This is a genomic window from Cupriavidus sp. SHE (assembly GCF_000812445.1).
Classification (GTDB): domain Bacteria; phylum Pseudomonadota; class Gammaproteobacteria; order Burkholderiales; family Burkholderiaceae; genus Cupriavidus; species Cupriavidus metallidurans.
Genome location: NZ_JWMB01000068.1, coordinates 25,136 through 51,431 on the forward strand (window position 1 = coordinate 25,136; position 26,296 = coordinate 51,431).

The following is a 26,296-nucleotide window of genomic DNA, read 5'->3' on the forward strand; positions in this document are numbered from 1 at the left end:
TTGTTATGCATGGTAGCCCGCCGTCACATGAAGCCCGCATCGACACGTTCCGCAGCCGGATCCGGTTACGCCATCTGCACTGCTTCGTCGCCGTGGCGCAAACCCAGCATCTGGGCCGGGCCGGGGAGCGCCTCGGCCTGACACAGCCGGCCGTCTCCAAGACGCTGACCGAACTCGAGGAACTGGTCGGTGCCCGGCTGCTGGTGCGGCAGCGTGCAGGCACGGACCTGACCGCCGCCGGGATGCGCTTTCTGCGCCAGGCGCTGCGCGTGCTCGAGGACCTCGACGCCGTGGCCGACAGCCTGGCCGGCGCTGACGCCGCGCGGCAGGAGCGCATTCGCGTGGGTGCGCTGCCGAGCATCGTCCCGGCTTTGCTGCTCGAGGCGGTGACCGACTTCCGCGCGAATCACCCGGAAGTCGGACTCGCGGTGCAAAGCGGCATGAACCAGACGCTGATCGACCTGCTCAAGGCTGACGTGCTCGATGTGGTGATCGGCCGCATGGACGACCCCGCCGCGATGGAAGGGCTGTGGTTCGAATCCCTCGCAGCCGAACCGCTGGTGCTGGCGGTGCGGGCGGGCCACCCGCTTGCCGGCAATGCTCGTCCGACGATGCGCGACGTGCTGGCCTGGCCGATGGTGGTGCCGGCGGTGGGCTCGATCCCGCGCCACAGCACCGAGAGCCTGCTGGCGCGACACGGGTTCGCCTTGCCGGCCGGCTGCCTGGAAACGGCCGATGGCTACCTGGGCCGGCTCGTGACGCAGCAAGGCGACAGCGTCTGGGCGGCACCGCTTTCGGCCACGCGCCGCGCCGTCGCAGCCGGCGAGCTGGTGTTGCTGTCCTTCGACACGCAAGGCACCGAAGAGCCGATCGGATTGCTCCGCCGGAGCGATCGCACACTCGAACCGGTGGCGGAAGCATTCGCCGATACGATCCGCCGCATCGCAGCCAGCCGATAGCGTTGCCGGCGGCACTCTCTGCCGGCGTGCCCGGCTTTTTTTCCCGGTATTCCGCATTCCCCGCGCGCCCTTTTCCGCAGCGGCATCGCGGCGATGCGCGGATTCCAGTCAGCTGTGTCTTTCGGGTTTACGCCGATATTTCGCGCGCCAAAACGCTGCGTATGATCCGTTCCTATTGAGAACAGTGGTTCGCCTTTAGAACAACAAAGGCGAAACGGCCGCGTCAAACGCCCGTCAGAAATGCGAGAGCGGTCGCCGACAGATCCGAAACGGAGACAATCATGTCCCATGCCCCGCACTCAGCGACCAGTACGCTAGACGTTCAGTCGCTCATCGACAGCCAGCGCTTCTCCGCATATCAATGGCTCATTTTGGTTCTATGTTTCCTTATCGTCGCCGTAGATGGCTTTGACACAGCGGCCATGGGCTACGTTGCGCCGGCCCTGGTACAGGATTGGGGCATCGAGAAATCGTCACTTGGCCCCGTCATGAGCGCCGCGCTGTTCGGCCTGGCCTTCGGCGCGATCTTCGCGGGGCCGATGGCCGACCGGGTCGGCCGCAAGAAGGTGCTGGTGCTGTCCGTGTTCTTCTTCGGTGCCTGCAGTCTTGCCACGGCATTTGCGCCGACGATCTGGTGGCTAACTGTCTTGCGATTCCTGACCGGCCTCGGCCTGGGCGCCGCCATGCCCAACGCGGTAACGCTGATGTCCGAGTACGCGCCAGCGCGCCGCCGCGCGGTACTGGTCAACACGATGTTCTGCGGCTTCCCGCTGGGCTCGGCCGCCGGCGGCTTCTTCGCGGCGGCGATCATCCCGCAGTTCGGCTGGCACAGCGTGCTGGTCTTCGGTGGCGTAGTGCCGCTGGTGCTGGCGGTGGTGCTGGTGACCACGCTGCCGGAGTCGGTCCGCTATATGGTCGTGCGCCAGTACCCCGCCGACCAGATCCGACAGGTGCTGGCGCGCGTGACCGGCGCCCGCATGGATGGCGCAAGCGCCTTCACGATCAGCGAGGCCGCGCCCGCGTCGTCGTCGGCCATCGGCACTGTGCTGGCGCCGCGCTATCGACTGGGCTCGACCATGCTGTGGCTTACCTACTTCATGGGACTGGTGATCTTCTACCTGCTGACGAGCTGGATGCCGACGCTGATGAAAGACGCCGGATTCTCACTGCAGCGTGCGTCCTTCCTGACCGCCCTGTTCCCACTTGGCGGCGGCATCGGCACCATCGCGGCCGGCTGGTTCATGGACCGCTTCAATCCGAACAAGGTCATCGCCATTACCTACGCTCTGACCGGCGTGCTGATCTATGCCGTGGGCCAAGTCGCCAGCCGCGATCAGGTGGTGCTGGGCGTGTTGATCTTCCTGGCCGGCACCGCGATGAATGGGGCGCAGTCGTCGATGCCGTCGCTGGCCGCCGCGTTCTATCCGACGCAAGGCCGCGCCACCGGCGTGGCATGGATGCTCGGCATCGGGCGATTCGGCGGCATTACCGGCGCACTGCTCGGCGCCGAACTGTTGCGCCTGCATCTGGGCTTCGACGTCATCTTCACGCTGCTGGCGATCCCCGCGTTCGCCGCCACTGCCGCGCTGGTCGTCAAGTATGTGGGCGCCCGGGGCGCGGCGCCCGTCGACACAGGCGGGGCCATGGTGTCCGGGCACTAAGACCGGCCGGCGTCGCCGAGGCGCCGGTGAAGTTGCCCCATACGTGCTACCGTTCGGAGGTACCAGTGTCCAGCGCGCGATCTTGGATCAGCAAACCTCCGGAGACAATCTCTTCTTCATCGGCTTCATGGGCGCCGGCAAGACGACGATCGGTCGTGCCGTGGCGCACGAGCTCGGCCGCCCGTTCTTCGACACCGACCACGAGATCGAAACCCGCTGCGGCGTGCGGATCGCCACGATCTTCGAGCTCGAGGGCGAGGAAGGCTTCCGCCAGCGCGAGTCGCGCGTCCTGGATGAACTGACGCAGCGCAGCGGGATCGTGCTGGCCACCGGCGGGGGCGCGGTGCTACGTCCGGAGAACCGCGCCATGCTGCGTGCTCGCGGCCAGGTGGTCTACCTCGACGCCACGCTGCCCGAGATCTGGCGCCGCACGCGGCGCAACCGCAACCGTCCGCTGCTGCAGACCGACAATCCGCGTGCGCGGCTCGAAGCGCTGTTTTGCGAACGCGACCCGCTGTACCGGGAAATTGCCCACATCGTCATGCCAGCCCATGGTGGCAGCATTGCCCAGGCTGTCGCCAATGTCCTGGCACAGTTGGACCTTGCGCCTCCCGATTCCTTCCCCCACGCGTGAAGTGACCACTCATGACCAATAACTCAAGTGAGTTATTGGTCCGCAAGCTACTCTGGATGCACACTTGCCGGGGGTCAGTCGACACGACCCTGAAACGACTTGGCAACTCTTGCTGCCCCGGCGATCCCGCGCGCCGGGGTATTTTCTTTTGCGGCACCGCTTCTGCCGACAAGGGCCGACTCGATTGCCCTGCATCAAACTTCATAGCTCTCGGCACAGACGGACACAACTTTCCGCCCCGCTGTGGTGCACGATGGCGACCTCTTTAACGACTCGGCAAGGAGGTCCACCATGGAGATGACACACCACCCCGACACGCAATGCCCCAACCGGGCGACAGCTGGTCAATGCGCCGTCGAAGCGCAGGACCAGCCCTCGAACCCGGCAGTCACACAATCCAGATCCCTTGCCGCGTTCATCCTGGCAATTCCTCCCGGCGACGCCAGCGATGAACAGGATTTCGCGCGAGTCCAGTGATCGGAGCGACCAAGCATGTATCTGGTCGACACCAACATCATCAGCGAGCAACGCAAGAGTGCCCGGGCGAACCCGGGCGTGCTCGCATTTTTCGAGGATGCCGCCGCCAACGGTCGCGAGATATTTCTCTCGGTCATCACACTTGGAGAACTGCGACGCGGCGTGGAGCTCAAGCGCTTCCGTGGGGACCACAAGCAATGCCAGGTCCTGGATGACTGGGTGCTGGCGGTACACCGGCGCCATACCCACAACATCCTCGGCATCGATGCGCAAATCGTCGAACTCTGGGGCCATCTGAGCGTGCCCGACACGCAAAACTCACTCGATAAACTGATCGCTGCCACAGCGCTGGTGCACGGACTGACAGTCGTAACGCGCAACGTCCGGGACTTCGCGAACACCGGCGTCCGAGTCCTGAACCCCTTCAGCGACGTTCCGTCCGTGCGACGGGTTCTCGCTTTATGCCCACGCTTACTCCGCGGGCGACGCAAGGCGGCACGGTGCTGAGTCAAGGAAGAGGTCGGCCATGAGACTACACTTACAGTTTCAACGCCGTCTTTACCGCTTCCGCTGTGAACTCCACGACTCAACCCTCTCTGCCAGCCTTGACCGACTTCCTGGGCCGTCCGGCGCCGAGCCACGACAATCCGCGAGCGGACCGGCTCGTGAAAGGCAACCCTGATCGCACCACCTGGACGCACTACAGCGCCGCTCAGGGCGACTTCGACTGCGGCATCTGGGCGTGCGAGCCAGGCGCGTGGCGCATCGCCTTCCCCGCTGGCAAGGAAGAGTTCTTCCACGTCATCAGCGGCCGCTTGCGCATTACCAGCCTGGCCGGCGAGGCCCGTGAGTTCGGACCCGGCGACGCCTGTGTGATTCCGGCCGGATTCGAGGGCGTGTTCGAGGTGCTCGAGCCCGTGCGCAAGCATTTCGTCCTTATCGATCGCAACGCCAGTTGATTTCATCCTCAGGAGACTGTGCCATGCCCATCCGTCTATTCGTTCCGACCGTAGCACTGGCAATGCTTGGCACCACCGGCGCGGCACTGGCCGTCAGCCCAAGCTTTGATTGTGGGAACGCCAAAGGGCAGGTGGAGCAATTGATCTGCAAGGACGATACGTTGGCACGACTCGATCGCGAAACCACCCGGCTCTACGGAATGGCGCTCGACGCCCGGTCATTGCCGGCCCCACAGAAGAAAACACTTCTGGCCGAGCAGCGCGGTTGGATCAAAGGCCGCAACGACTGCTGGAAAGCCAGCGATGCCGGGGTCTGCGTCACTGCCAGCTATCTGGAGCGCATCCACGAACTGCGCCACGCTTATGCTGGCGCTCGAACGCAGGACGACAAGGGCATCAGCCGCGGTCCGTTCGATATCCGCTGCCCAGACATCAAAGCCGTGATCGCCGGCACATTCGTGCAGACGGAGCCGGGATTCGCCTATCTGCGCTGGCTCGATCAACAACTGGTACTGACGCAAACGCCTGCAGCCTCAGGCGCGCGATATGCGGCCACGACCGGTAATGGTGAAGCTATGTTCTGGGACAAGGGGCCGGACGCCCAGTTAACGCTGCCCGGCAAAGCGGAGATGAACTGCCGCGTCGACGTAAAAGACTGACGATTGCAGGGACTGCGAATCACCAGCTCCGGTCGGCAGACCCAAGCGGACTCTCGGAGCAATTGCACCCAAGATGTACAACACACTCCGTTCATGACCAGACAATCAGAGACTCCCTGCTCGTACCCTACTCGTACACCATGGTGAAGACCGAGGCTGCATTCGCTCGCCCGCCTCGTACGGGCTCGCCAGTCAGAATATATCGTCCACCAAAGCCGAACCTACTTACACCATCTGGCGCCCGCGCTATCTGAAGCAGCGGCGTCCGCAGTTGCAACGGCACTCCCGCCCAATTCAGCAATTGCACGCCTACACCCGTGGCATTCGATGGGCCGGGTGTGAGGCCAATGATATTGGGACTCCCTGCTAACGTCGTCACTGGATCAAACTGGATAGACGCCCTCGGGCCAGAAACGCAATTCACTTCAATCTGGAACGGTATCGTCGGTCCGTAAGCACCTGCCTGACGCCCGCTGAACCCGTTTGGATAGGCAACCTCTCGCATATTGACGCTTACATTCCGGGAGCCCGCCGCAACCGAGCAGGAACGCGTATTCATTGTTCCTATGATGTTGACTTGCGTGAGAGTCACGGTATTGCTTCCGCCATCGGCCGCGGATACCCGCAACTCTCCGCCAACAAATCGAAGTGCTCCCGCCTGCCAATTTGGCGCTGTCTTGATGACTTCCACGCGTACTCGCAGACCGCCTGTGCCATATGCGGGTCGCATGGTTGGCGGGGAATTCTGCAAGTCTGCGGTGAACGACAGCGGGATAGCGGTCGCCCTGGTGGGTGTGCCGTAATACGAACTCGGATTCCAGATATAGATCCGCACGCCAACGCCCGCCAAATTCGTGGGATAAACATCATTCCAATACCCTTGCACCGGGGTGCCTGGCATCGAGAAATAGACTTTTGTCTTGACCCGGAGATATCCGATAGGGCTTAGATTTCCAGCCGGAAGATTTTGGCACCAGCCCGCATTATGACCGCCGTAGGCTTCCCAGGCGCCAGACACGGTGTAAATCACCGATCCAACTGGCATACGGTTGGCGCTAGCTTCAGAAACAGTGCCAAGATTGATATTCATAGTGGCCGTTGGTGACTCCGAGGTGCACCAGGAGGCCATGGCGGGAGACCAGCCCAAAAACAGCAGCACTGATGCCAGCCAACAGTTTTTCCAATTTGAGGCGAGTATTTTCATCAGCGCAACCCCGAACATTCCGAATGAATAACGTATGTCTGCATACGTTAAGGCTGCACAGGGTGCCACAAGGACCCGTCCCCCTCCATCGCCGTTGTCCGAATATTCGACTTACACCCACAAGCGGCACGCATCACGCGCGAACGATACGAGCCGCCCTACCTTGCGGCGCTCGGGGCAAGAGAATGCTTCAAGTCGGGGGACAACTTGAAGCAGGGGAAGCGTGGCTAAAGGGAGTCACTTCTCGAGCGAGTAATGACCACGCCATTCGGTGCGGACAGGTCGGAGATTAAGATGGCCCCTGACGCAACAACATAGAAAACATTCGACCCCGGGCGACAAGTCCATCCTGGAGCGTCGCATCTATCCGGGCAGAAGCGCCTCAGGCCACCTGGCCACCCTCCCCGGCTGCAAGCGCCACCGCTGCCATGGCATGTAGCTCGGTGGTATCGAATGTCGGCAATGCCGAATCCTCGGGCTTGATCAGCAACGTGATTTCCGTGCAGCCGAGAATCACGCCCTGCGCACCACCGGCCTTCAGCGATTCAATGATGCGCTGATAGACTGCGCGCGATTCACGCCGCACGACGCCATGACAAAGCTCGTCGTAGATGATGTCGTGCACAAGCGTGCGGTCATCCTGATCCGGTATCACGACCTGGATACCATGGCGCTGCTCCATTCGGGTGCGATAAAAATCCTGCTCCATGGTGAATCGCGTGCCGAGCAGGCCGACCCGTTCGATACCGGCACGGCGCAGCGCGTCCGCGGTCGGGTCGACGATATGCAGGAAGGGCACGTCGAGCACCGCTTCGATAGCTGGCGCCAGCTTGTGCATCGTGTTCGTGCAAAGCACGACAAAATCGGCGCCGCCGGCTTCGACCTGGCGTGCCGCCTGCTGCATCTGGCTTCCCAGGTCCTCCCATCGCTCCGCATGTTGTAACGTCTTGATCTCTTCAAAGCAGACAGTAACCATGACGCTACGGGCATTCCTGTGTCCGCCCAGGCGGGTCTTCATCCCCTGGTTGATCAGTCGGTAGTACTCGGCCGACGACTCCCAGCTCATGCCGCCAATCAGTCCTATTGTTTTCATCCTGCGCATCCCCTTTGCTTTCATCTCCGCTCAAGCATGGACAAATCGCCCCCGATTGCCGCGGAGAAACCTCTGCATTTTCGCCGAGAAACTTCGGATCGAATGGCGTTGCCTCTGCCACTATGGCCTGTCCTTTCTCATAAAGCTCCGTAGAATTCAAGTACTTCGCTCTCCACCTGCCATCGCAGAAAGCCCCATGCCCGCCCAATTCGAAGCCCTGCGAGTCCTGATCGTCGAAGACCATCCGTTCCAGCGTGCGGTAGCCGGTCACTTGCTCCACCGTCTGGGTGCCATGAATACCCATGCAGCGGCAGACGGACGCGAGGCGGAACAGGCCTTGCGCGAACAGGCGTTCGACCTGGTCCTCTGCGACATTGATATGCCCAACTGCAACGGACCGGAACTGATGGCGCGGCTGACCCGCGATCGGGAGCACGCGTTCTTTGGCAAGCCACCTACTTGGGCATGGACCAGCAGTCTGGCGCCAGACATCCTTGATTCGCATCGCGCCTTCGCCAGCGAGCACATTTTCCCGCGCGTGTACGCGCTGGCCAAGCCGCTGAATTTGATAACGCTTCAGGCCATTCTGGAAGAGGTCGCAGCCAGCAAGAGCGTGCTGAACATTGCGAACCACAACGGGCCAACCGACGACGAGTTGCGTGATCTGACCAGCCACCCGGACGCGCTCGTCTTCATGCTCCAGCCACAGTTTCACATTGCGACCGATCGCCTTGCTGGCGCGGAAGCGCTTTGCCGCTGGCAGCATCCGAGACTGGGCCTGATACCGCCCACGCTCTTCATCCCCCGGCTCGAGGCGCTGGACGCCGCCGATGTGATCTTCCTCACCGCGATCGACCGATGCCTTGCGGCTCTGATTCTTCTGGGCAAGGCCGGCATTGCAGTGCCAATCAGTGTCAATGCGTCGGCACAGACACTCTGTCGCCCTGGGCTCGTGGAGCGGCTCGAAAGCGTGGTCGCCGCAAGCGGCGTGCCGCGCGCACTGCTGACGCTCGAATTGACCGAGGAGCCCTCCGTTCGGGATCCTTTCGCGCTCGGCATCGCGCTCAACCGCCTGCGGCTGCTCGGCTACCGCATTGCTATCGACGACTTCGGTATCGGCATTGCCACACTGAAACTGCTGGCGGACCTTCCGTTCACGCAGATGAAGGTGGACAAGTCATTTGTCAGCCAGATGCTGGCCGGAAACCAGCGCGCCACGATTTGCCGCAGCATCATTCGGTTGGCCAAGGATCTCGGCATGGAGTGCGTAGCCGAAGGCGTGGAAACGCCTGCGCAGTGCGTGGCGCTTCACGCCCTCGGGTGCGATATCGGCCAGGGGTATCTGTGGGCACCGCCCGAGCCCATCGACGTGTTCCTCAATGCCGCGCCTGGCCGTTGCGGACAGGAATGATTGCCGCGCGCTGGCGCGCCCTCCCGCCACCCTGAAGCACCGGCCTTGATAGCACCCGAGAGCGCTTTAACCATCTTTTCTCGATTCACCTCCTGTGCCCCCAGGCGCAGCCAGACACTCGGCGTGGTAGCTACGCCACTCCGAGCATTGCATGACATCGCGGCAATCCATACAATAACGATTCTCATTTACAAACAATCTAACCTCCGCCGGCCCATCGGGCGACAAGGAATGGACGATGGCCGCCGACGCTGGCCCACATCACGATATCCAAGCGCTCTACAGCGGCCACCACCGCTGGCTGCTCGGCTGGCTGCATCGGAAGATCGGCTGCTGGCACCGCTCCGCCGATCTCGCGCACGACACCTTCATGCGTCTGCTGGCGCGTGAGGAGGCCCTGGCGATCGCCGAACCCCGCGCGTTCCTGACGACCGTCGCCCAACGGGTGCTGGCCAACCAGTGGCGACGCGAGAAGCTCGAGCAGGCGTATCTGGAGGCCCTCGCCAGCCGGCCGGCCGCACTGGCTCCTTCCGAGGAAGAACGCGCGATCCTGCTGGAAACCCTCAACGACATCGCTGAACGGCTCGACGGATTGCCTGTGGTAATCAAGCGCGCGTTCCTGATGGCGCAGCTCGAAGGTCAGAGCCAGGCCGATATTGCTTCCGCCTTGCGAATCTCGGTGACGACGGTCAAGCGCTATCTGGTTCGCGCCGGCACGCAGTGCTACTTCGCGATGTCCCTCGCATGAGCGCGCAAGATCTGGGGATACCACCGCACGTGGCACGCGCCGCAGTGGAATGGCTGGTAACGCTGCAAGGCGGTGAAACGGATGAGGCATCCCACGCCGCGTGGCGCCATTGGCTCTCTCAGCATCCCGACCACGCGCGCGCCTGGGCACGAATCGAGGCAGTGAATGCGCGGCTGCGCGACGTCGCATCGCCACTGACCACGGCCGTCGCGCACGCGGCGCTGACTCCGCCGCGCTCCGCGAGTCGCCGCCGGGCCGTCCAGGCGCTGGTGGTTGCCTTCACCGGCGGCGTGGCAGCATGGGCTGCGCGAGATCACGCGCCATTGCAGGACTGGCTGGCCGATGTACGTACAGCCGTGGGTGAGCAACGTCTTCTGTCGCTCGCGGACGGCACGCAGATCAGACTCAATACCGATACCGTCATCGATATCGCCTTCACGGCCACCGAGCGGCGCGTTGTCTTGCGACGTGGTGAGATCCATGTTCAGACAGCCCCGGATCGACACTGGCCAACGCGCCCATTCATCGTCGCAACCGCCTCGGCCACGCTACGCCCAATGGGCACCCGGTTCGCGGTGCGCGTATCGGGTGACGCCGGCTGGATCGGCGTCACCGAAGGCGCCGTCGCGGTTCAGCCACTGGCGGACCCTACGGGCGGACGCATCATCGCCGCGGGCAAGCAGGCACGATTCACCCCGGCAAGCGTCGGTACACCCACGCCGCTGCCCGACAGCGATACCGTCTGGACCGACGGCATGATCGTTGCCACGGACATGCGCCTGGCGGATTTCCTCGCTGAGGTCGACCGTTACCGACCCGGGCGGCTGCGCTGCGCGCCGGACGTGGCGGATCTGCGCGTGTCCGGCACCTTTCCGATAGCGGATACCGATCGCATCCTCGATGCCCTTCGCATCGCCCTGCCCGTGCGCATCCATTTCCTGACGCGCTACTGGACAACGGTATTTCCCGCATGACTTTTCGTTTTTTTCTGCCGAAGGGTGGTCTGTTCTGGATTCTCGCGTGACATAGGAGATGAGTCCTACTTTCACGCCTCTCCCGCAGTCGAATCCATGCCATCCCGAATCCTGGCGCTGCCGCGCCGCCGCTCCACCGCTGTTCTGAAACACACGCTCCTGCTGGCCGCCCTGTACGGCGCCGGCGCCCTGTCGGCCATCGATGTCATGGCGCAAGGCACACCCGCGCAGGCGACGTCGCCGCTTCGCACCTATGACATTCCTGCCGGGCCGTTGCAGGCCACGCTGAATCGCTTTGGCCGCGAAGCCGGCATCCTGCTGGCATTCACGCCCGAACAGGCCGCCAACCACCAGAGTCCAGGCCTCCGCGGCCAGTACAGTGTGCGCGACGGACTCGATACGATTCTGCAAGGCACCGGCCTCGCCGCATCGCCACAGGCCAACGGAAACTACGTGCTGGCACGCAAGGTCACCCAGGCCGAGGGCCAGCCCGCCACCGATGGCCACGTGGCCGCGCTGCCGGCTGTCACGGTCAGTGCCGACGCCGAGAGCTATCGCGCGCCGCCCACCACATCGGTGCTTCGGTCGGACGTACCGTTGCTGGATACCCCGCAGGCCGTCAATGTCGTGCCGGCGCAGGTCATGGCCGACCAACGGCCACGCAACCTCGACGACGCCGTCAACAACATCAGCGGCATCACGCAGGGCAACACGCTGGCCGGCACGATGGACGCCGTCATGAAGCGCGGCTTTGGCGACAACCGCGACGGCTCCATCATGCGCAATGGCATGCCGCTGATACAAGGCCGCAGTCTCAACGCCAATGCCGATAGCGTCGAGGTACTCAAGGGACCCGCGTCACTGCTCTACGGCATCATGGATCCGGGCGGCGTGATCAACATCGTCAGCAAACGCCCGTCGCTGCAGCGTTCCACCTCGCTTTCGCTGTTGGGCACCACCTACGGGCATGGCAAGAACGGCGCAGGCGGCACGATCGACACCACGGGCGGCATTGGCACCACCGGACTGGCCTACCGGCTGGTGGCCGACTACGTCGACGAATCGTACTGGCGCAATTTCGGCGAGCACCGCGAGACGTTGATCGCGCCTTCGATAGCCTGGTATGGCCAGGATACCCAGGTCAATCTGTCGTACGAGTACCGCAAGTTCCTCTATCCATTCGATCGCGGCACGGCACTTGATCCGCGCACGATGGAGCCGCTACCGATTCCAAGTCGCCGGCGCATCGACGATCCGCTCAATGAAATGCATGGCGAATCGCACCTCGCACAACTGACCATCGACCATCAGTTCAATACGGACTGGCGGGCTCATTTCGGCTATAGCTACAACCGCGAAGGCTATGACGCCGGACAGTTGCGCAATACCGGGCTGAACCCCGTCACCGGCGCCGTCACTCGCCGCAACGATGGCACGGAAGGCGCCTTGAGCACCGACAGCTACGGCGTGGCGTACGTCAGCGGCAATTTCCGCGTCGCCGGCTTGCGCAATGAACTGCAGGTGGGCATGGACAGCGAATACCGTCGCATCTATCGACAGAACATGTTGCGCCAGAAGGCTACCGCACCATTCAACTTCTGGAACCCGGTCTACGGCCGCGAGACGCCATCCACCACGATCTCGGCGAGCGATAGCGACCAGACCGACACCCTGCACGCCACGTCGCTGTTCTTCCAGGACAGCCTGTACCTGACGGACAAATGGATCCTGGTCGGCGGCGCACGCTACCTGAGCTACAGCCAGGTAGCCGGACGTGGCCGACCGTTCGTCACGAACACGGATATCTCGGACCAGAAGTGGCTGCCGCGCGCCGGCATCGTCTACAAATGGACGCCGGCGCTTTCCCTCTACGGTAGCTATACCCAATCGCTGAAGCCGAATTCGACGATCGCACCGCTCAGCGGCGGCGCGGTGATCGACGCGTCGATCGCCCCGGAACAGGCCCAATCCTGGGAACTCGGTGGCAAGGTCGATCTGGCCAGCGGAGTGAGCGGCACGCTGGCGCTGTTCAACATCGACAAGCGCAACGTGCTCGTCTCGCAGTTCAACCCGACCACCGGACTGACCGACTGGCGCACATCGGGGCGCGCACGATCGAGCGGCGTGGAACTCGACGTAACCGGCCAGATCGGCCGGCGCTGGAACGTAATCGCCAGCTACGCCTATATCGACGCCAAGACCACTGAAGACCCCAAGTACGCCGGCAACCGGCTCTGGAACGTTGCACAGCACACGGCTGCGTTGTCGGCGGTCTACGACTTCGGCGAGATATTCGGGGGTGACCGCCTCCGGCTCGGCGGTGGCGCGCACTACGTCGGCAATCGTCCCGGCGATTCGGCCAACAGTTTCTGGCTGCCAGCCTATACGGTGTTCGATGCCTTCGCCACCTACGAAACGCGCGTCAGCGGGCAAAAGATGCGTATGCAGCTCAACGTCAAGAACCTGTTCAACCGCGTGTACTACCCATCGGCGGTCAACCAGTATGCGGTCGCCGTTGGCGACCCACGTCAGGTCACGTTGCTGACCACTTTCGAGTTCTAAGGATTCACGATGCCAGTTTCCCTGCTCCGCCGCGCGCTGACGATCGGCGTCATGCTCGCCACCTGCGGCATGACGTCCAACACCCTTGCGACCACCGCGTCGCGCGGCACCGTCGCGCTGGTCATGCAAACCGATGGGCCGAATGCCGACGTCGATAAGAGTATCCGCATCCACCTGGAAGGACGCGGATTCACCGTCAGGATGCTGTACCAGGACACCCCGGCATCGAACGCAGGTGACGTCCGCCTCGTGATCCTGTCGTCGACGATCTCCGCGAAGCAGGTCGGCGCGGGCTGGCGCGAATTGGCGGTACCGCTGCTGACATGGGAGAACGACTTGCTGGACGATCTGGCCATGACAGGCAAGCGTCTGGACACCGACTACGGCGAATCCCGGCGCGAGCGCTTCGTGTGGCTGGTCAACGCCCCGCACCCGGTCGCGGCAGGGCTGCCGGCTGGCGCCACGAACGTGTATCGGAAACAGGCGGCGATGAATTGGGGCAAGCCCGGACTCGGCGCCAGCATCATCGCCACGCTCTACGGGCAGCCCGAGAAGGCGGTGATCTTCACCTACGAGAAAGGGGCAACGATGGACTACGAGTCGCTCGCGCCCGCCCGTCGCGTGATGTTCTTCCTCGGCAACGATACGTTCACGAACCTGTCCGGCGCGGGCATCAAGCTATTCGATGCTGCGATCGACTGGGCCACGGGAGACAGGTAGCGCGGCCCGACAAGGCTGACAGGCCGCTGCCGGCGCTACAATGCGCGCTCGACCATTCCCGGAGATCGCCATCATGTTGCCGGACAGCGAATCCCTACTCCTGCTCGTGACACGCGAAATGCCATTCGGCAAGCACAAGGGCACGCTGATCGCCGACCTGCCGGGCAACTACCTGAACTGGTTCGCCCGGGAGGGCTTTCCTCCGGGTGAAATCGGCCGTCTGCTGGCGCTGATGCATGAGCTCGACCACAACGGCCTGGCCCATCTGCTCAAACCTTTGCGGGCACAGACGGGCCGCCGCTGACACCGGCTACGGCTAGCGCACCGTCTGTCCCGACACCACCTGGTTCACCGTGTCGGGTGGAATCTGGTAGCTCCAGGTCTCGCTAAGCACCTTGCCGTTCGATACCAGCGCCTCGCGCATTTCCACCACCTTCTTCGGGTCCTTGACCTTGATGCGCAACGTCACACGATAGCCCTTGGTCACCGGATTCGGCTGGATCACGTTCTCAATCACCTCCGCGTTGTCGCTGACGCTGAACGACGGCTGCACCGGCGTGTTCGGCGGCAGATTCGCCAGCACCGGGCCTTCGAAGTCGATCACGAATCCAAGGCTGCCGTCGAGATGGCGAATCAGATTGGCCTGCGTAATCTCGCCCGCAGTCCGCATCGTCTGCTTGACCCATGCAAGGTCCTTCGCGAAGATCGCGCGCTCGTCCATGGTCCAGTGCATCGTGTAGTCGGCGCGAATCGGCTGCCCCTTTGGCGGCAACTGGTCCGGCGTCCAGAACGCGACGATGTTGTCGTTGGTCTCGTCGGGCGTGGGAATCTCCACCAGTTCGACCTTGCCCTTGCCCCAGTCACCCTGCGGCTCGATCCACGCGCTCGGGCGCAGATCGTAGCGGTCCTTCAGGTCTTCATAGGCAGAGAACTCCCGCCCGCGCTGCAACAGGCCAAAGCCGCGCGGGTTGTTGACTGCGAATGTGCTCAGCGCCACGTGCTTCGGGTTGTTCAGCGGACGCCAAAGCCATTCCCCGTCGCCGGTGTGGATGGCCAGGCCATTCGAATCGTGCAACGCCGGGCGGAAATTGTTGGCGTCACGCTGCTGGTTCGGGCCGAACAGGAACATGCTGGTCAGCGGGGCGATGCCAACCTTCGTCACCGGGCCACGCATGAAGACGCGTGCCTGCACCTTGAGCGTCGCGTCCTCGGCCGGATGGAGTTCGAAGCGATAGGCGCCCGTGGCGCTCTTCGAATCGAGCAGCGCATAGAACACGACGCGCTTGTCCTGCGGGTTCGGCCGCTCGATCCAGAACTCGCGGAAGGCCGGGAATTCCTCTGGCTCGGACAGACCCGTATTGATGGCCAGGCCACGGCTCGACAGGCCATAGACCTGCCCCTTGCCGATCACTCGGAAATAGCTGGCGCCAAGCACGCTCATGACTTCATCGAGCTTGTCGGGCCGGTTGACCGGATACAGCACGCGGAAGCCGGCATAGCCCAGCTTGTTCGTCGCCGCGCGGTCCAACTTCAGATCGCCGAAGTCGAAGCGGTTTGCGTCGTAGCGAATCTCCTGGACCTTGCCGCCGACGATTTCGCTGATGCGGACCGGCGAGCTGAATTGCATGCCCTGGTGATAGAAGCCCAGGCGGAACGGTGTGCCCTGGTCGTTCCAGGCCAGATGATCCAGCTTCGGCTGGATCTTGATGTAATCGGCGAACTGCATCTGGGCGAACACCGGCGGCAGGTTGCTGACCGGCGCCGCATAGGGCTGCTCCGCCAGTTTCTTGGCACGCGCGGTCACGTCGTCGAGCGAAAAGGCATGGGCGGCCGGCGACACGCCGACAAGACACCCGGCAAACGCAAGCCCCGGCAAGAGAAGTTTCATCCTGTTACGCAAAGACGCGGCAAAGACGGCAAGAACCACAAAACCCTCCAGGTACAGACATCGATCAAAGGCCACAAGATTGCCAGTGTATGGCGTATAAGGCTGTAGACTTGCGGCGCAGTTCACAAAAATAACCCATTTCGCCTGACTAGCCTGTCAGACACATGGCGACAGCCGGGTCATCCTCCGTGCCGCATCATTGCCGGACGAGGCTACGGCAATCCGCCCATCAGAGACAAAAGCAACATGCGAATGCTTTCCACGCTGGCCCTCGCGGCTGGCCTTGCCTGCGCGCCCTTGATTGCGCCAACCTCCGTATCGTCAGCCTACGCGGCGGACGTCCAAGCCACCGGCAAGTCCGACAAGCAGGCGCTCATCGCCGATCTGATCGGCCGGATGACGCTCGACGAGAAGATCGGCCAGCTCCGCCTGATCAGCATCGGGCCCGAGATGCCGCAGCCGCAGCTCATCAAGGAGATCGCGGCAGGCCGCGTGGGCGGCACGTTCAACTCCATCACGCAAGCGGAGAACCGTCCGCTGCAGCATGCGGCTGTCATGCAGAGCCGGCTGAAGATTCCGATGTTCTTCGCCTACGATGTGGTCCACGGTCATCGCACCGTGTTCCCGATCAGCCTTGGCCTGGCATCGAGTTGGGACATGGGTCTGGTGGAAAAGACCGCGCGGATTTCAGCCGTGGAAGCCGCTGCAGATGGCATCGACGCCACCTTTGCGCCGATGGTCGACATCTCGCGCGATCCGCGCTGGGGCCGCACCTCCGAAGGATTCGGAGAGGACCCGTATCTGGTATCGCAATGCGCGCGCGCAAGCGTCAAGGGCTTCCAGGGCGCGTCCCCGGCCAATGCCGACAGCCTGATGGCCTTCGTCAAGCATTTCGCGCTGTACGGCGCGGTAGAGGGAGGGCGTGACTACAACACCGTGGACATGAGCCTGCAGCGCATGTACCAGGACTACCTGCCGCCCTACCGCGCCGGTCTGGACGCGGGTGCCGGCGGCGTGATGATCGCGCTGAATTCGATCAACGGCCAACCCGCCACGTCCAACAGATGGCTGCTGCGCGACCTGCTGCGCAAGGAATGGGGCTTCAAGGGCGTCACGGTCAGCGACCACGGCGCGATCGACGAACTGCTGCGCCACGGCGTAGCCAGCAACGGCCGCGAGGCGGCTAAGCTGGCCATCGAAGCCGGTGTCGACATCAGCATGGCGGACACGCGCTATCTGGAACAACTGCCGACCCTCGTGAAATCGGGCGCCGTGCCGATAGCGCTGATCGACGATGCCGTACGCGAGGTGCTTGGCGCGAAATACGACATGGGCCTGTTCGCCGACCCGTTCCGCCGTATCGGCGTCGCGGCGCAGGACCCGGCCGATGTCGACGCGGAGAACCGCCTGCACCGTGCCGAAGCACGCGAGGCCGCCCGCAAGTCGATCGTGCTGCTGGAAAACCGCAACCAGACGCTGCCGCTGCGCAAGTCTGGCAAGGTGGCCGTGATCGGCCCGCTGGCCGACGCGCAGATCGACATCCTGGGTAGCTGGTCCGCTGCGGGCAAGCCTCGTCAATCCGTCTCGCTGCTGCAGGGTATGCGCGACGCGCTGGCCGGCAAGGGCGAGGTGATCTACGCGCGCGGCGCCAACGTGACCGACGACGCCCGCGTGGTCGGCTATCTGAACTTCCTGAACTGGGACAGCCCCGAGGTGGTGCAGGACAAGCGCTCGCCGGGAGAGATGATCGACGAGGCGGTACGCGCGGCACGCGATGCCGACGCGATCGTCGTGGCCGTGGGCGAGTCGCGCGGCATGTCTCATGAAGCCTCGAGCCGCACGAGCCTGTCGCTGCCGGGCAGCCAGGGGGCACTGCTCAAGGCACTGAAGACCACTGGCAAGCCGCTGGTGGTGGTGCTGATGAACGGCCGCCCCCTGACGGTCAATTGGGAGAAGGACAATGCTGACGCGATGCTAGAGACCTGGTACGCCGGTACCGAAGGCGGCCACGCGATCGCGGACGTGCTGTTCGGGGACGAGAATCCGTCGGGCAAGCTGCCGGTCTCGTTCCCGCGCTCGATCGGCCAGATTCCGACGTATTACAACCACCTGCGCATTGGCCGGCCGTTCACGCCAGGCAAGCCGGCCAACTACACATCGCAGTACTTCGAGGAAGAATCCGGCCCGCTCTACCCGTTCGGCTACGGCCTGAGCTACACCACGTTCAGCGTGTCCGATATCCGGCTGTCGAGCCCGAAACTGGCCCGCAACGGGACGATCAACGCCAGCGTGACCGTGAAGAACACCGGCAAGCACGCGGGGGAAACGGTAGTGCAGTTCTACGTGCAGGACGTGACCGCATCGGTCGTGCGTCCGGTCAAGGAACTCAAGGGATTCCGCAAGGTGATGCTCGCGCCCGGCGAATCGCGCGCGATCGAATTCCCCGTCACCGAGGACACGCTCAAGTTCTATAACGCGCGCCTTGAGTACGTGGCCGAACCGGGCGATTTCAATCTTCAGATCGGCCTGGATTCGGCTTCGGTGCGCGAGGCGCGATTCACGCTGGAGTGAGGCGCGTCAGCGGTTGCCGTCGAGCAGGTCGTTGAGGATCTCGTCGAAGGCGGCCTGAGCGTCTTCAAGACCCTGCAGGGCTGCGTCGAAGGTTTGCAGCGCAAGCTTCGACGGCTTGCCGGCGCCCTGCGGGGGATACTGGCTCAGCAGGGCGGTAAACGCCACCTGGACCTGGCGCGTGGCATTGACCACACGCTCCATGGCTTGCGCTTCTTCGGCGCGCTTCTGTTCGTCGTTCATGCGCAACAGCCCTCCTGGGCCTGGATTCGATATGCGGCATATCGTACAAGAACTCGCGGGCACCCGGCCCGGTCCAACGCCGCGTTACCCATTTTTCGGTTAGGCTGGGCAAGATCGTTCGCCCGTGACCAACCCTTCGCCCCCATGTTTTCACTCCTGCGCAGAACGCTGGCCGCCACGCTCGTGACCGCCGGAGGCTTCGTCTGCTACTGGACCTACCTGACCATCAACCAGGAACGGCTGCTCTTCGATGCACGCCGGCGCCCGCCGCGCGATCTGCCGGATGGCATCGTCGGCTACTCGCATGCCGTGCCGGGCGGCCAGTTTCGCGGCTACTGCTACCACGCGGACCACGAGGGCGTGGGCGACCTGTTGTTCTATCTGCCGGGACGGGGCGAGGATGTGCTGGAAACGCTTCAGTTCGTGAAGTGGCTGCCGCACGGAATGGGCTTCGCGACATTCGACTATCGCGGAATCGGTCACTCGGACGGAATGCCTTCCGAGGCGGCTGCCGTTGCCGATGCCAGCCAGTTCCTGCTGCATCTTCGCCGGGCCTTCCCCGGCGTGCGGGTGCATGTGGTGGGCCGCTCCCTCGGCACCGGCGTGGCAATCCAGCTTGCCGACCTGCAGGATTTCGAAAGCCTGCAACTGATCACGCCGTACGATTCCCTGCTCGAGATCGTGCGAAAGCGTTTTCCGCTGGTGCCCCTGCGTCAGTTGATGCGGCATCACTTCGATTCGATCTCGCATTGCAAGAAGGTGGTCCAGAGCACCAAGGTCCTTCTGGCCGAGAGCGACGACGTCGTGCCCCACGAATGCTCTGAACGGCTGATGGCGGCCTGGCCTGGCCCGGTCGCGCTGCAGATGATTTCGGGGGTCGATCACTACACGATCATCGAGCGTTGGGAGACATGGCACGCGCTGTGCGAATTCGCGCGGGAAGTGCCGCATCAGCCGCCAGACCGCACCCAACAGCGTCCTCCCTCCGACCATACCGAATCCGGTGTGCCTTTGCCGCTCCCCGCAGCACGGTAGAATGCGCGCCATGAAAAAGATTGCAGTCAAGGCTGCCGGCGTCGTCGCGGCGCTGGGAGCCGCCGGCGTCCTGCTCGTCGGCTTTGCCGCGGTAGTCAGCCTGCGGCAACTTCCCTCGGTCGACGCATTGCGCGACTATCGTCCCCAGGTACCGCTGCGCGTGTTCACCAGCGACGATGTTCTCATTGGCGAGTTTGGCGCCGAGCATCGGGAGTTCATCCCGTTCGAGAAAATGCCGAAGCTGATGACCGAGGCACTACTCGCGGCCGAGGACGACCAGTTCTACAACCATGCCGGTGTGGACATCCCCGGCCTGGTCCGCGCGGCACTGGCAGACCTCGGCGAGGGCTACGCGCAGGGCGCATCCACCATCACGATGCAGGTGGCGCGCAACTTCTACCTGTCCCGCGAGAAGACGCTGGCCCGCAAATGGTACGAAGTCCTGCTGGCATGGCAGATCGACCGCACGCTGCCCAAGGACCGAGTCCTTGAGCTCTACATGAACCAGGTCTACCTGGGCGAACACGCCTACGGCTTCGGCAGCGCCGCGCAGACGTACTTCGGCAAGCCGCTCGCGTCGCTCTCTCTGGCGGAGACCGCGATGCTGGCGGGGCTGCCCAAGGCACCCTCGACGATGAATCCGCAGGTGAACTACCCGCGCGCCAAACGTCGCCAGGAGTACGTGCTCGGCCGGATGCTGGCGCTGGGCATGATCACGCAGGACCAGTATCGCGAGGCGCGCCGCGCGCAACTCGTGGTGAGCCGCGACGCCAACGGCAGCTTCAGCGGGCACGCGGAGTACGTGGCCGAACTGGCGCGGCAGTTGGCGTTCGACCGCTTCGGCGACGAAGCCTATACGCGCGGCATCAATGTCTACACCACGGTGTCGTCGGTGCGCCAGACATTGGCGTACGACGCCGTGCAGGCCGGACTGGCCAGTTACGGCAAGCGGCACGGTTCGGCGAAGGCACAGGTCGCGCTGCCCCAGGCAGCGCTGGTTTCGCTCGATGCGAGCACCGGCGCGATCGAAGCCATGGTGGGCGGCGCCAGTTTCGATACGAGCCGATTCAACCATGCCACGCAAGCACAGCGCCAGCCGGGATCCACGTTCAAACCGTTCATCTATTCGGCCGCGCTGGAGCGCGGCATTTCGCCCGGCACGCTGATCAACGACGCGCCGCTCGACGACCCGCGCTGGCAACCGTCGAACGATGACAATCGCTTCGTCGGTCCGATCACGGTACGTCAGGCGCTGGCGGAATCGCGCAACCTTCCCGCTATCCGCACGCTGCGCGCCATCGGCATCCCCTACGCGATCGACTTCGCTGGCAAGTTCGGCTTCTCCACCAAGCGGCTGCCGCCGTATCTGCCGCTTGCGCTGGGCACGGGCACCACGTCGCCACTGCGACTGGCGGCCGCCTATGGTGTGTTCGCCAACCAGGGCCACCGCATCGAACCCTATCTGATAGAAAAGATCACAGATGGCGACGGAAACGTGCTGTTTGCCGCGCAGAACGCAGCGGAGGTGACGCGCGTGATCTCCGAGCGCAATGCGTTCGTGATGAACAGCCTGCTGCAAAGCGTGGTGGACGAGGGTACCGGTACCGGCGTGAAACGCTATCTGCGCCGGGACGATGTGGCCGGCAAGACCGGCACCACCAACGATTCGGTCGACGGCTGGTTTGCCGGCTACGCGGGTGATGTGGTAACCGTGACGTGGATGGGCTTTGATGACAATCGCAGCCTGGGCCGGCACGAGTTCGGTGCGACCACCGCGCTGCCCATCTGGGCTGCCTACATGGAAGGACGCCTGGCCGGCGCGCCAGAAGCCAGCTTCCCGACGCCACCGCAGCTTGCCCGCCTCAACGACGACTGGGCCTACGCGGAGAACGCGGACGGATCCCACGGCATTGCATCGATTGGATTCCCGCCGCCGACTGTCACGCCGGACGTACCTGCCGACGGCAACCCTCCCGGCGCACCGACAGCCGCGGCGCCGACCCCTGCAGCGCTTGAGGTATCGCCGCAGGTATCGGTCCAACGTCCTACCGCTACCGGCCTGTGACCACGGCCGACATGCCCGCCTACGTGACACCGCTGATCTGGAGCGTCGCGGCACTATCCACGGCGGGCGTGCTGTTCCGGCCCTTTCGCCTGCCCGAGCCGTTCTGGGCAATGGCTGGCGCGCTGGTGCTATGCGTGGCAGGACTGCTGCCATGGCGCGACGCCCTCGAAGCCGTGGCACGCGGCAACGACGTCTATCTGTTCCTGGCCGGGATGATCCTGATCTCGGAACTCGCCCGCAAGACAGGTCTGTTCGATCATGTGGCTGCGCTGGCCGTGCGCGCCGCGCGGGGGTCGGCGCGCACGCTGTTTGCGCTGGTCTATGGCTTCGGCATTGCGGTGACAGCGTTCATGTCAAACGATGCCACGGCAGTCGTCCTCACGCCCGCGGTCATCGCTGCGACACGCGCGGCACGGGTCAAGCACCCGTTGCCCTATCTCTACGCCTGTGCGTTCATCGCCAATGCGGCGAGCTTTCTCCTGCCGATCTCTAATCCGGCCAACCTCGTGCTGTTCGGTGACCGGATGCCGCCTCTGACCAGCTGGCTGGCGCGCTTCACGCTGCCGTCGGTGGTGGCCATCGCCATGACGTTCATCGTCCTGTACTGGACGCAACGCGATGCACTGGCCGAGCCGATCGCGAATGACGTGCCGACGCCCCCTCTGACGCTCCAGGCCTGGCTGACGACGCTGGGCATCATGCTGACCGGAGCGGCACTGTTGACGGCCTCTCTGCACGGGCAGGATCTCGGCTGGCCTACGTTCATCGGTGGTCTGCTGACACTGGCTGTCGTCTGCGCCACCCAGCCGCGACTGCTTGTCCCGGCGCTCAAGGAGGTGTCCTGGGGCGTATTGCCGTTGGTGGCCGGACTGTTCGTCCTGGTTGCCGGCCTGGCCCAGACCGGCTTGACCGCTCAACTCGCACATTGGGTGCGGATGCTATCCGGGCTGCAAGGGCCGGAGGCCGTGCTTGGCGCCGGTGTGGCGGGCGTGCTCGTCGGCATCACGAGCAACATCGTCAACAACCTGCCGGCCGGACTGTTCGCAGCCTCGGCGCTGGCGGCCGGCCACGCCTCGGATACGGTCACGGCTGCCGTGCTGATCGGTGTGGACCTGGGCCCGAACCTGTCCATTACCGGCTCGCTGGCCACCCTGCTCTGGCTGACCGCCCTGCGCCGTGAAGGTCATATGGTCGGCGCCGGCACCTTCCTGAAGACCGGTGCGCTCGTCATGCCGCTGGCATTGCTCCCGGCCCTGGCGGTACTGCGCTGAGGCCATTCCCAGCAGCGGGCTGTTGCAGGTTGTGGTGCAATGCCAACTGCCATATAGTGAAGCACCGCGCACCGCGTGCGCCGACGCCCAACTCCCTGCGGCCACTCATGTCACACAAGGATCAGCCCGATCGCCCCGAGCACACGCCCACCGCCTCGCCCGTATCCAACCGGATTCGGGCGCGCATCGAGGCTGCCGGCGAGCGCTTCCACGCCAACGACAATATCTCTCGCCATATCGAGCACGGTGAACTCGAAGCCCTGCAGGCCGAGGTCGAAGCCCGCATGGAAGAAGTGTTACGCACGCTGGTGATCGACGTCGACCAGGATCACAACACACGCGAGACCGCTCGTCGCGTAGCCAAGATGTATCTCAAGGAGATCTTCGCGGGACGCTACGCGAAGGCGCCTGATGTGACCGAGTTTCCGAACGTGGAACAGCTCAACGAGTTGATGATCGTCGGGCCGATCCGCGTGCGCAGCGCCTGCTCTCATCACCTGTGCCCGATCATCGGCAGCTTGTGGGTGGGGGTGATGCCGAACCGCCATTCCAATCTGATCGGCCTATCCAAGTACGCGCGACTGGCGGAATGGATCATGTGCCGGCCGCAGATCCAGGAAGAAGCCGTGGCACAGGTCGCAGACCTGCTGCAGGAGAAAATGAATCCAGACGGCCTGGCAATCGTCATGGAAGCCGAGCACTTCTGCATGCACTGGCGTGGCGTGCGCGATACCGACGCCAAGATGACCAACAGCGTCATGCGCGGCTCGTTCCTCAAGGACGACAAGCTGCGCCGTGAATTTCTCACCCTGCTGAATCTCAATCGCCGCTGACTCGCTGCCCGGAGGGAACACCGATGCTAGTCCGCCTGCTCTACGCCAGCCGCGCCAGACAACCGCTTGACGCCGATGTGCTGGACGCCATCCTCGACACCAGCCTGGAACAGAACCTGCGTCATGGCATCACCGGCGTGCTGTGCCACAGCAACACCGTCTTCCTCCAGGCACTGGAAGGTGATCGGGAAGCCGTCTCTCGGCTTTTCCTGAATATCGGCCGCGATGATCGCCACCACCACGTCGTGCTGCTGAGCTACGAAGAGATCGCCGAGCGGGCCTTCGCTGGCTGGTCGATGGGGCGCGTCAACACGGGCCGGATCAATGCCGCGACGCTGCTCAAGTACTCCGTGCAAGGCGAACTCGACCCCTGCCGCATGCCCGGTGCGGCATCGTTGGCACTCCTCACGGAACTGATCGCTGGGGCGTCGATCATCGGCCGCGGTGGCGAGCGAGGACGCCACTGACGACCGAAGGCGAGCCCGACGGCTACATGACCACGTAAATGCGTGCGCGATTGCGGATTACTGGGTAAATACCTGCCCAAACAGGCCGCATTCAAGATCGCTCTCGAATTCCTCGATCCACGCCGACCCCGGGCCGGCCTCGTAGACGCTTTCCGCGCCGGTACGCTGCCGCCGCACCGTCACCTGACGGGCGGACGTTCCGTTTACATCGAAAACTTCGAACTCCTGCGCTGCAAGACCAACCTGCCGGAATAAGGCTTCGAGATCCTGACGTTCGTTGGCGGGAAACTCGGCGAATTGACGCATTGCCATGGCACACCTCCATGCGGGGGTTGTACGGCGCGATGCAACGAATACAAGCTGCCACGCGCGGCTTAGAGCATGCCACCAAAACCAACGGCAAGTGGCGAACGGCAAAAGACCATGGCCGCATCGAATGTATTGTGACGCAGCCGACGTTCGTGGCGTGACGGTGTATATCGCGCATTTCAAGGAACAGCGATGGACCCGACACTCCCCAGCCCGTAGTGTTTTTGCCCATCCACTCATTCATCACGGGCGAGACACACAATGCAGACGAAATCCGGCACGTTACGGGAGACGGAACAACAGCGACAAAACATCCTGCAAACGGCGCAGGCCCAGGCGGAAGCGCTCAACGGGATCTATCGGGACACACTCTCAGCGTTCCTCGTCGCACCAAATGCCATGCCGCTGCCACGAGCCGCCCGCGCGATGTTCTGGCTCGGGCGGCTGCGTCAATGGCGCGCGATCGACCTGAGCGGCGACGAAACGTGCCCGCCCCCCAACGTGACCTCCCTGCAACTCGGCGTCATCGAGTCCATCGCCGGCACGCATGCGCTGGCGCTCCACAAAGAAAAATGGAGTGGTCCGCACAGCCGTCAGGCTTACGAACGCGATATGGCCCTGCAGGTAGCGATGCTGCTAGCGCTGGAGTGGCGCGAACTCGCCGCCTTCGCACTGCAAGCATGGTTCGGCACCAGCAGCGAGCTGGCTTCCCTGCACCCTGTCAGTGGCATGACCGGCTTGATCATCGGTGTCGCGGGTCAAGCGCTTGGGGTCGGTGTGCCGCAAGTCACGTTCCAGAAGGGTGACGCCGTGCTCTCAAAGATCGTCAATCACTGGCAGGATAGCGATATCGCATTCGCGCCGCTGGCTCGTGAGCTGGCCGACAGACACGTCAAACAATGCCGGCTCGACACCGACCACTCGCTGTTCGACTTCGATCACCCCGTCGAGCAGGCCATTCCCGTCGAGCTTCTGATGCTTCTGCGCTTGCGCGACGGCCACGGCGACGAGGTCCCGGCATGGCTCGCCCGCCACGGTGCTTTCTCCCATCCTGCGGCGGTCATGCTCAAAGCGACCACCCCATCTCAATCTCAACGGTGTCACGGCTTCATCACCAGCGCCACCACGCTTCTCCCTCAGTACGGAGACTTGTCCGCCGCGCTTGACCGTCAGCTTTGCGCATCGCGCAAAATTTCAAGCTAGATCTTCGATTTTTCCACCTATCGTTTTACCGGCCTTCGATTTATTCGCATCGAAACCATCAAAATCAGTCGAAGTACGATTTTAGTTTGATTAGTTAATTGCGAGAATCTTCGCCTTACGACTCTTGCCTGAATGCCTCGCATGCCCCTCCCATATCCATCTCAACTGCGACGATAGTCGTGCAGTTGAGATGTCATAGCGACATTCGCTATCGAACAGTTACAACACAAGTTGATCGCAAACAATTTCGACTAAACTGAGCTTGCCCCCGCAAAACGAATCCCTTGCTGAGGTTAAACTGAAGCAAGGAGAGATGTGATGACAAGCAAGACAAAGCGGGCGCAGTACACGCT

General features: G+C 63.3%; 25 protein-coding genes. 20 read left to right on the forward strand and 5 right to left on the reverse strand.

From position 1 onward, the window contains the following. Positions 1-5: 5 nt before the first annotated feature. From RN01_RS28840 to RN01_RS28870, 7 genes are all read left to right on the forward strand, one after another. Complete coding sequence (locus tag RN01_RS28840; RefSeq protein WP_017512605.1) at positions 6-959, forward strand: LysR substrate-binding domain-containing protein; 954 nt, start codon at positions 6-8, stop codon at positions 957-959. A gap of 281 nt (positions 960-1,240) precedes the next feature. After that, a complete protein-coding gene (locus tag RN01_RS28845) occupies positions 1,241-2,620 on the forward strand; it encodes an aromatic acid/H+ symport family MFS transporter (protein ID WP_024570648.1) in 1,380 nt (459 codons plus the stop codon). A gap of 127 nt (positions 2,621-2,747) precedes the next feature. Further along, positions 2,748-3,254: a shikimate kinase gene (locus tag RN01_RS28850; protein ID WP_017512604.1), complete on the forward strand. Its 507-nt coding sequence runs from the start codon at positions 2,748-2,750 to the stop codon at positions 3,252-3,254. A gap of 291 nt (positions 3,255-3,545) precedes the next feature. Next, a complete protein-coding gene (locus RN01_RS28855; protein ID WP_017512603.1) occupies positions 3,546-3,731 on the forward strand; it encodes a hypothetical protein in 186 nt (61 codons plus the stop codon). A 15-nt stretch (positions 3,732-3,746) separates the two neighbouring features. Further along, positions 3,747-4,238 (forward strand): type II toxin-antitoxin system VapC family toxin, encoded by a 492-nt coding sequence (locus tag RN01_RS28860; protein WP_017512602.1) that lies wholly within the window; start codon positions 3,747-3,749, stop codon positions 4,236-4,238. Positions 4,239-4,303: 65 nt separating this feature from the next. Further along, on the forward strand, positions 4,304-4,690 hold the full coding sequence (locus RN01_RS28865) for a cupin domain-containing protein (protein WP_024570646.1): 387 nt from the start codon (positions 4,304-4,306) through the stop codon (positions 4,688-4,690). 23 nt (positions 4,691-4,713) lie between these two features. Next, positions 4,714-5,349: an MliC family protein gene (locus RN01_RS28870; RefSeq protein ID WP_017512600.1), complete on the forward strand. Its 636-nt coding sequence runs from the start codon at positions 4,714-4,716 to the stop codon at positions 5,347-5,349. Between the two features lie 127 nt (positions 5,350-5,476). On the opposite strand, the gene RN01_RS33405 is transcribed toward RN01_RS28870, so the two are convergent. After that, a complete protein-coding gene (locus RN01_RS33405; protein WP_223277411.1) occupies positions 5,477-6,553 on the reverse strand; it encodes a fimbrial protein in 1,077 nt (358 codons plus the stop codon). Between the two features lie 382 nt (positions 6,554-6,935). Then, the gene (locus RN01_RS28875) at positions 6,936-7,646 is read right to left on the reverse strand and encodes an aspartate/glutamate racemase family protein (protein WP_017512598.1); all 711 of its coding nucleotides are present in this window, start codon (positions 7,644-7,646) and stop codon (positions 6,936-6,938) included. Positions 7,647-7,842: 196 nt separating this feature from the next. Here RN01_RS28875 and RN01_RS28880 point away from each other — a divergent pair, with 196 nt between their 5' ends. The 6 genes from RN01_RS28880 (at position 7,843) to RN01_RS28905 (ending at position 14,365) form a co-directional block, all read left to right on the forward strand. After that, on the forward strand, positions 7,843-9,057 hold the full coding sequence (locus RN01_RS28880; protein ID WP_024570645.1) for an EAL domain-containing protein: 1,215 nt from the start codon (positions 7,843-7,845) through the stop codon (positions 9,055-9,057). Positions 9,058-9,295: 238 nt separating this feature from the next. Beyond that, positions 9,296-9,805, forward strand: a complete 510-nt coding sequence (locus RN01_RS28885; protein WP_017512787.1) for a sigma factor-like helix-turn-helix DNA-binding protein — start codon at positions 9,296-9,298, stop codon at positions 9,803-9,805. Further along, a complete protein-coding gene (locus RN01_RS28890) occupies positions 9,802-10,779 on the forward strand; it encodes a FecR domain-containing protein (protein WP_024570644.1) in 978 nt (325 codons plus the stop codon). The genes RN01_RS28885 and RN01_RS28890 overlap by 4 nt, the downstream gene beginning before the upstream one ends. Positions 10,780-10,875: 96 nt before the next feature. Further along, positions 10,876-13,341 carry a TonB-dependent receptor gene (locus tag RN01_RS28895; protein WP_024570643.1) on the forward strand — a complete coding sequence of 822 codons (2,466 nt, stop codon included), beginning with the start codon at positions 10,876-10,878 and terminating at the stop codon, positions 13,339-13,341. Between the two features lie 9 nt (positions 13,342-13,350). Continuing rightward, positions 13,351-14,061: a hypothetical protein gene (locus RN01_RS28900; protein ID WP_017512785.1), complete on the forward strand. Its 711-nt coding sequence runs from the start codon at positions 13,351-13,353 to the stop codon at positions 14,059-14,061. 73 nt (positions 14,062-14,134) lie between these two features. Next, positions 14,135-14,365 carry a DUF3820 family protein gene (locus tag RN01_RS28905; RefSeq protein ID WP_017512784.1) on the forward strand — a complete coding sequence of 77 codons (231 nt, stop codon included), beginning with the start codon at positions 14,135-14,137 and terminating at the stop codon, positions 14,363-14,365. Between the two features lie 12 nt (positions 14,366-14,377). On the opposite strand, the gene RN01_RS28910 is transcribed toward RN01_RS28905, so the two are convergent. Further along, positions 14,378-15,949 (reverse strand): glucan biosynthesis protein G, encoded by a 1,572-nt coding sequence (locus tag RN01_RS28910; protein ID WP_164846234.1) that lies wholly within the window; start codon positions 15,947-15,949, stop codon positions 14,378-14,380. 252 nt (positions 15,950-16,201) lie between these two features. Here RN01_RS28910 and bglX point away from each other — a divergent pair, with 252 nt between their 5' ends. Then, positions 16,202-18,520 carry a beta-glucosidase BglX gene (gene bglX / locus RN01_RS28915; RefSeq protein ID WP_017512782.1) on the forward strand — a complete coding sequence of 773 codons (2,319 nt, stop codon included), beginning with the start codon at positions 16,202-16,204 and terminating at the stop codon, positions 18,518-18,520. A gap of 6 nt (positions 18,521-18,526) precedes the next feature. Here the strand turns inward: bglX and RN01_RS28920 are convergent, their stop codons facing one another. Then, entirely contained in the window at positions 18,527-18,760 is a 234-nt protein-coding gene (locus tag RN01_RS28920; protein WP_011518502.1) for a hypothetical protein, read from the reverse strand. A 144-nt stretch (positions 18,761-18,904) separates the two neighbouring features. Here RN01_RS28920 and RN01_RS28925 point away from each other — a divergent pair, with 144 nt between their 5' ends. From RN01_RS28925 to RN01_RS28945, 5 genes are all read left to right on the forward strand, one after another. After that, positions 18,905-19,795, forward strand: coding sequence for an alpha/beta hydrolase (locus RN01_RS28925; RefSeq protein WP_024570642.1), 891 nt, complete (start codon positions 18,905-18,907; stop codon positions 19,793-19,795). Positions 19,796-19,805: 10 nt separating this feature from the next. Further along, entirely contained in the window at positions 19,806-21,860 is a 2,055-nt protein-coding gene (locus tag RN01_RS28930) for a penicillin-binding protein 1A (protein ID WP_024570641.1), read from the forward strand. Positions 21,861-21,871: 11 nt separating this feature from the next. Next, positions 21,872-23,131 (forward strand): arsenic transporter, encoded by a 1,260-nt coding sequence (locus tag RN01_RS28935; RefSeq protein WP_024570640.1) that lies wholly within the window; start codon positions 21,872-21,874, stop codon positions 23,129-23,131. 107 nt (positions 23,132-23,238) lie between these two features. After that, positions 23,239-23,964: a GTP cyclohydrolase I gene (folE, locus tag RN01_RS28940; RefSeq protein WP_017514792.1), complete on the forward strand. Its 726-nt coding sequence runs from the start codon at positions 23,239-23,241 to the stop codon at positions 23,962-23,964. Between the two features lie 23 nt (positions 23,965-23,987). Then, positions 23,988-24,431 carry a BLUF domain-containing protein gene (locus RN01_RS28945; RefSeq protein WP_017514793.1) on the forward strand — a complete coding sequence of 148 codons (444 nt, stop codon included), beginning with the start codon at positions 23,988-23,990 and terminating at the stop codon, positions 24,429-24,431. A 57-nt stretch (positions 24,432-24,488) separates the two neighbouring features. On the opposite strand, the gene RN01_RS28950 is transcribed toward RN01_RS28945, so the two are convergent. Next, a complete protein-coding gene (locus RN01_RS28950; RefSeq protein ID WP_017514794.1) occupies positions 24,489-24,743 on the reverse strand; it encodes a hypothetical protein in 255 nt (84 codons plus the stop codon). Positions 24,744-25,001: 258 nt separating this feature from the next. Between RN01_RS28950 and RN01_RS28955 the strand changes: the two genes are divergently transcribed. Then, entirely contained in the window at positions 25,002-25,943 is a 942-nt protein-coding gene (locus RN01_RS28955; protein ID WP_017514795.1) for a hypothetical protein, read from the forward strand. Positions 25,944-26,296 lie beyond the last annotated feature (353 nt).